Origin of the sequence: Microbacterium sp. (assembly GCF_039812165.1) — a bacterium.
Lineage (GTDB): Bacteria > Actinomycetota > Actinomycetes > Actinomycetales > Microbacteriaceae > Microbacterium.
This window is the reverse complement of sequence record NZ_JBDIAB010000183.1, coordinates 1-5,603: the sequence shown is the minus strand read 5'-3', so window position 1 is coordinate 5,603 and position 5,603 is coordinate 1. Positions and strand designations below refer to the sequence as shown.

The 5,603-nt window shown below is 73.9% G+C and carries 5 protein-coding genes; 2 read left to right on the top strand and 3 right to left on the bottom strand.

Annotation, left to right across the window (positions count from 1 at the left end; all coding sequences use genetic code 11):
* Both WML84_RS12270 and WML84_RS12265 read left to right on the top strand, forming a co-directional pair.
* The coding region (locus tag WML84_RS12270) for an NAD(P)/FAD-dependent oxidoreductase (RefSeq protein WP_347346428.1) at positions 1 to 794 on the top strand (794 nt) is incomplete at its 5' end.
* Positions 795 to 807: 13 nt separating this feature from the next.
* On the top strand, positions 808 to 2,019 hold the full coding sequence (locus WML84_RS12265) for an alpha/beta fold hydrolase (RefSeq protein ID WP_347346427.1): 1,212 nt from the start codon (positions 808 to 810) through the stop codon (positions 2,017 to 2,019).
* Positions 2,020 to 2,059: 40 nt separating this feature from the next.
* Here the strand turns inward: WML84_RS12265 and WML84_RS12260 are convergent, their stop codons facing one another.
* From WML84_RS12260 to WML84_RS12250, 3 genes are read right to left on the bottom strand one after another with little or no spacing between them, the layout of a single operon-like run.
* Positions 2,060 to 3,271 (bottom strand): carbamoyl-phosphate synthase large subunit, encoded by a 1,212-nt coding sequence (locus WML84_RS12260; protein WP_347346426.1) that lies wholly within the window; start codon positions 3,269 to 3,271, stop codon positions 2,060 to 2,062.
* A gap of 55 nt (positions 3,272 to 3,326) precedes the next feature.
* Positions 3,327 to 4,157, bottom strand: a complete 831-nt coding sequence (locus WML84_RS12255) for a DUF2182 domain-containing protein (protein WP_347346425.1) — start codon at positions 4,155 to 4,157, stop codon at positions 3,327 to 3,329.
* Positions 4,154 to 5,533, bottom strand: a complete 1,380-nt coding sequence (locus tag WML84_RS12250; RefSeq protein ID WP_347346424.1) for a tyrosinase family protein — start codon at positions 5,531 to 5,533, stop codon at positions 4,154 to 4,156. The genes WML84_RS12255 and WML84_RS12250 overlap by 4 nt, the downstream gene beginning before the upstream one ends.
* Positions 5,534 to 5,603 lie beyond the last annotated feature (70 nt).

Sequence of the window (5,603 nt, the reverse complement as noted above, 5' to 3'; positions counted from 1 at the left end):
ACGACGACTCGATCGACGGCGACGAGGTGGTGTTCCCCGACGGCTACGACCGCCTGCCGGCGCATCTCGCCGAGGGGCTCGACGTGCGCCTCGGGCACGTCGTCTCACGCGTGCAGTGGTCCGTCGACGGGGTCGCGGTCACGACCGATCGCGGCACGCTCACGGCGGATGCCGCCGTCGTGACGGTGCCGGTCGGCGTGCTGCGCTCGGAGGGCTTCGTCGTCGACCCGCCGCTGCCCGAGCCGGTCGCGGGAGCCCTGAGCCGACTGCGGATGAACGCGTTCGAGAAGGTCTTCCTGCGGTTCGACACGAGGTTCTGGGACGACGGCGTCTACGCGATCCGCCAGCAGGGGCCCGAGAGCCGCTGGTGGCACTCGTGGTACGACCTCACCGCGCTGCACGGCACGCCGACGCTGCTGACCTTCGCCGCGGGGCCCGCGGCGCTCGCGACACGCGACTGGCCGGACGAGCGAGTCGTCGACTCGATCCTCGCGCAGCTGCGCCGGCTGTACGGCGACGGCGTCCCGCGGCCGACGCACGTGCACCGCACGGCGTGGCAGGACGACCCGTTCGCGCGCGGCTCGTACGCGTACATGACCCTCGGCTCGACGACCGCCGACCACGACGACCTCGCGACGCCGGTCGGCGGCGTGCTGCACCTGGCGGGCGAGGCCACCTGGACCGACGACCCCGCGACGGTGACGGCGGCGCTGTGCTCCGGCCATCGCGCCGCGGTGAACGTGCTCGGCGAGGACGTCCCGATCGACGCGGTGTGGAAGGGACCCCGCGCATGACCGGCACACGCGCATGACCGGTAGGCCGGGCGCGTCCAGGGTGCTCCAGACCGTCGCCGCGCCGATCCGTGGGCTGCGCCGCGTGCGCCGTCCCGCGACCGACTCGGCGCCCGCGTTCGACCTCGCGTACATCCGGAGCGGCCCGCCGAGCGCGACGCCCGTGCTCGTGATCCCGGGCGGGCCCGGGCTGGCCTCCGTCCTCCCCTACCGCGGCCTGCGGCGCCGCGCCGCCGCCCGCGGGCGCGACGTCATCATGGTGGAGCACCGCGGCGTCGGGCTCTCGCGCGCCGACCTCGCCGGCCGTGCGCTGCCGTTCTCGGCCATGCGCGTGACCGCCGCGATCGACGACCTCGCGGCGGTGCTCGACCACGAGGGCGTCGACACGGCGTTCGTCGTGGGCTCGTCGTACGGCAGTTATCTCGCCTCGGGCTTCGGGGCGCGGCATCCCGATCGCGTCGCGGGGATGCTGCTCGACTCGGCGCTGCAGTCCACCGACGACCTGCCGCTCGAACGCGCGCGGGTCCGCGAGCTGTTCTGGGATGCCGGCACGCCGGAGGCGGCGGCCGTCCGGTGGCTCGTCGACGGCGGCGACGACCAGCGCCGGCTGCTCGACGTGGTCCGCGCCGCGTACGAGCTCGGCGGCCCGCGGCTGCTGCTGCCGCTCCTGGAGCGGCGCGTGCGCGGCCATCGCGATCCGGTGTGGGCGGCCCTCGAGGCCTACGCGAGCCGCAGCGCGTCGATCCTCCGCATGCCGGGCGTCTACGAGTTCGACCTCGTCGGCGCGATCGGCTTCCGCGAGCTGCACTACGGCGCACCGCCCGACGGCGGACCGCTCGACCCGGCACTCACCTACTCGCCGATCGCGGACCGGTTCCCCGTGTTCGCCGGCGAGCCGTTCGACCTGCCGGCGCTCACGCCCCGCTTCTCGTGGCCGATCGTGGTGCTCTCCGGCGATCGCGACCTGCGCACGCCCCCGGCCATCGCCGAGCGGGTCGCCGACACGGCGCACGACGCGGTGCTCGCGCGCATCGACAACGGGCACAGCGCCCTCGAGACGCATCCCCTCGCGCTGCTGCACGCGGTCGACCGGCTCGTCGCCGGCACGCAGCACGAGCTCGCGGGCGAGACCGCGGCGATGGACCGGATGCCGCATCGCGGCCTCGCGGCCCGCTTCCCCGACCTGCTCATGGCGGGCGTCCGGCTGGAGCAGGCGATACGGCGCTGACGCGGCACCCGCCGGGCGCCGACCGGCGCGGCCGCGGGGATCAGACGCGCTGGGCGTGCACGGCCTCGAGCGCCGCGGCATCCGCGGCTGTCATGCCGTCGATCTCCTCGCCGTTCCACACGATGTCGTCGCCGAGGGCCTCGAGGAGCGCCTCGTGCTGCCCGCGGTCGAGCTTCGCGCCGTGCACGAGCGCCGCGGGTGCCCACAGCATGGCGAGGTCGTCGTGCCAGCCGGCGCCGATGTCGCGCACGTGGATGAGGTCGTGCAGCGACGTGGGCAGGTGCTTGAGCGGCTCGGCGAAGCTGTCGGCCATGACGGCGAGCTTGATCTCGCGCTCGACGCCCGGCTCGACGACGGCCGGGGCCGCCACGGCGGCGGTCAGTCCCGCGGAGAGCTCCTCGGCGTCGAGCAGGATGACCCCGTTCGTCGTGCGGGGGTTGCACTCGATGCCGTACAGCTGCCCGTCGTGGTCGACCCAGTCGAACGAGAGCTGGCCGGTGTAGGTGTCGTCGAGCGCGTCCACGAGCCGCTGCGTGTACTCGAGCGTCTGCGAGCTGTCGACGGCGAGGAAGGCGATGCCGGTGCTGTGCGCCCACTGCTCCGGCGCGCGATACGTGCAGTGGGCGGTGACCCGGCCGTCCACGATGGTGCTGTACGTGCACACCATCGGTCCGTCGACGAACGGCTGCACGAGCCACGGCTGGTCGGGCGTGGGGTGGACGTCGGCGACCGCGAGCTGGCCGGCGAGCGGCCCGGTGTTGGTGAGGAGCGACACGCCGCCGCGCGAGAACGCGGCGCGCGCGAAGTACTGCGGGAACCGCGCGATGGCGGCCGCGAGCGACGCGTCGTCGGTCGCGACGACCGTCTCGGGCACGGGCACGCCGGCCTCGACGGCGAGCCGCTGGAAGCTCACCTTGTCGTGCAGGCGCGCGAGCTTGTCGAACCCGCCGGTGTAGAGCCGCACGCGGTCGGGCAGGTCGGCCGCACGCGCCGACAGGTAGAAGGCCTCCTCGAAGGTCGGCAGGATCACGTCGATCTCGAAGCGCGTGACGATGTCGCTCACGTCGGCGACGAAGCGGTCGGTGTCGAACCGCGGCGAGGCCGTCGTGGCATGCGCGGCGACGTACTTCGAGTGGCTGCCGATCGCGCCCGGATACGTGTCGCTGGCCACCACCGTATGGCCGGTGCTGCCGAGCTTGCGGATGATGTCCAGTGCGAACGGATTGCGCGAACTCGTCACCAGCACTCGCATGAGAACCCCCTCAGGTCGGCAGCACGACGGCTGCGCACAGCCTATCGACGCGGCCTCACGCGGGCGAGACCGGCACGGCCGTCAGCGTCGCCACGAGAAGCTCGGATGCCGCGGCCACCGCGATCGCGACCGCCACCAGCCGCGCGGCGCGGCGCGGCCGGAACGCCACGCGCTCGGCGACGAACCCCGCGGTGAGCACCGCCATCGTCGCGAGCGTATGCCCGCTCAGCGCCATCGCGGCCATCGCCGGGCCGCACGACAGCGCGCACCATCCGGCGTAGAGCGCGCCCGGTCGCACCTGGCTCTGCGTGCCGGCGCCCAGCTGCAGCCGCACCAGGTGGCAGCGACGCAGGCCCCGCTCCTTGAGCGGCGCGAGCTGCCAGACGACGACGGCGAGCCACAGCCCCGCGAACGCCCAGGGCGCCGCACGCGCGTCGAGCGGGGGTGCGAGCACGGCGAGCGGGACGACGACGGCTCCCACCAGCATCCACACCAGCAAGGCGCCGGTGAGCGTCTCGGCGATCGCGCGCGTGCGCACGCGGCCCGGGCAGCGCTGCGCGACCGACCGCACGCGCGGCACCATGACGGGGCCCATCATCGCGACCACCATGAGCAGCCACCAGGCGCCCGCCACGAGCACCGCGAGCAGCAGGCCGCCGTCGGCGACGGCCGCGGCGTGATGCGACCACGGGAGCGGAGCGGCATCCGCCGGCGTGCCGGGCCGCGACGACGGCGCCACGAGCGGCGACGAGAGCGCGAGCAGCACGAGCCACGCCGCGACCACGGCGACGACGAGCCCGCGCTCGGGATGCCGGATCCGCACGCGCGCCCACGCGACCCGCACGCTCACCCGCGTGCGCGTGCGGGGCGTCGCGGGAGCGCTCACTGGTACGCGATGCTGACGCTGCCGACCTCGACCGGAGCGGTGTCCTCGGTCTTCGACCGCCCCTCGTCGAGCACCGCTCCGACCGGCTCGAAGACGACGTGCACGTCGTCGGGGTTCCACGCGCCCTCGTCCTCGAGCGTGTGGACGATGTCGGTGACGTCGAACGCGTAGCCGAGCGGATGCCCGCCCTCGCGGGTGCCCTCGATGCCGAAGAACGAGATCAGCCCGGCGCGGCAGCTCTCGTCGGCGCGCTCGCCCAGGTACACCGCGTAGCTGATGCCGGGGTTCGCCTCGCCGACGATGTCGTTCACGGTCAGGAACACCCGCTGGTCGCGCTCGCGTCCGCGCGAGAGCAGGAAGTCGCCCGACGGCGCGCCGACCTCCATCGTCGCGTCGACGCGCCGCCCCTGCAGGTGCACCGTGCCGCGCGTCCCGACCACCTCGGGCGGGATCTCCGATCCGGGAGCCATCTCCGACCTCCTCTCGGCGCCGCCGAGCAGTCCGTCGGGCCGCGTGATGTCCTCGTACCGGTAGCCGAGCTGCCCCTCGGTGTCGACGCATCCGTCGGCGTCGACCCGCACCGCGGCGCCCGTCTCGGTCCGGAAGTCGAACGACACGTCGGCCCAGCCCGTGGGGTCGGCGTCGTGTCCTCGCATCTCCCAGTATCGGTCGATATTGCAGTGGTGGAGCCAGAACACCGGATCGAGCCCGGCCGTCGCGAACCGCCACATGTTGCCGCCGACGAAGCCGTGCACGTCGTTGTGCGGCGTGCCCTCCAGGCCGCCGGCGACGGCGCCCGGCTCACGGAAGTGGTGCCAGCCGGATGCCGTGCCGCCGAACGTCGCGACGCCGCTCGTCAGCGCGCTGAACGGCTGGTCGAGCACGCCGCGCCCGGGCACCGTCTGCACGCGGTCGAGCGCCGCGCTGCGGTCGTTCACCTCGGGCAGCCGCGTGTCGTCGAAGAGCGGGTTCCGGCGGCCGTCCCACAGCGTCGGCGACGCGAACTCGGGCGGGAGCTTGGCGGCGCCGGCATCCCGCGCGTAGTTCCAGTACGGCAGCGCCCACGACTCGGCGACCTCGTCGGGCACCTCGTCGATCTCGGCGAGCAGCGACCGGATGATCTGCTCGTAGTAGTGCAGGTACCAGCGGTGCCAGGGCAGGAAGTACCAGCAGTTGTGCTGGCACTGCCCCCGGAAGCGGTCGGGCGGCGGGTCGCTCTCGCTGCGGAATCCGTGCACCGACGCCTGGTAGGCGAGGCTGCGCGGGTCGCTCGCCGGGAGCGCCTTCATCCTCCCGATCGCGAGCGCGTAGGCGCGCAGGATCGGATGCCACGGCTCCCCCAAACCGTACACATCGCGTCGCTCGATCACGGCCATGTCGGCCCCCTCCCTGCCGTCCCACGTCCTGGCCCCCACCATACGAGCAGCGGGGTGCGAGGCGCCAGAG

Bases quoted from the DNA above. Each gene is read 5' to 3' on its own strand.
- WML84_RS12265 (WP_347346427.1), top strand. From the start codon at position 808: ATGACCGGTAGGCCGGGCGCGTCCAGGGTGCTCCAGACCGTCGCCGCG.
- WML84_RS12260 (WP_347346426.1), bottom strand. From the start codon at position 3,271: ATGCGAGTGCTGGTGACGAGTTCGCGCAATCCGTTCGCACTGGACATC.
- WML84_RS12250 (WP_347346424.1), bottom strand. From the start codon at position 5,533: ATGGCCGTGATCGAGCGACGCGATGTGTACGGTTTGGGGGAGCCGTGG.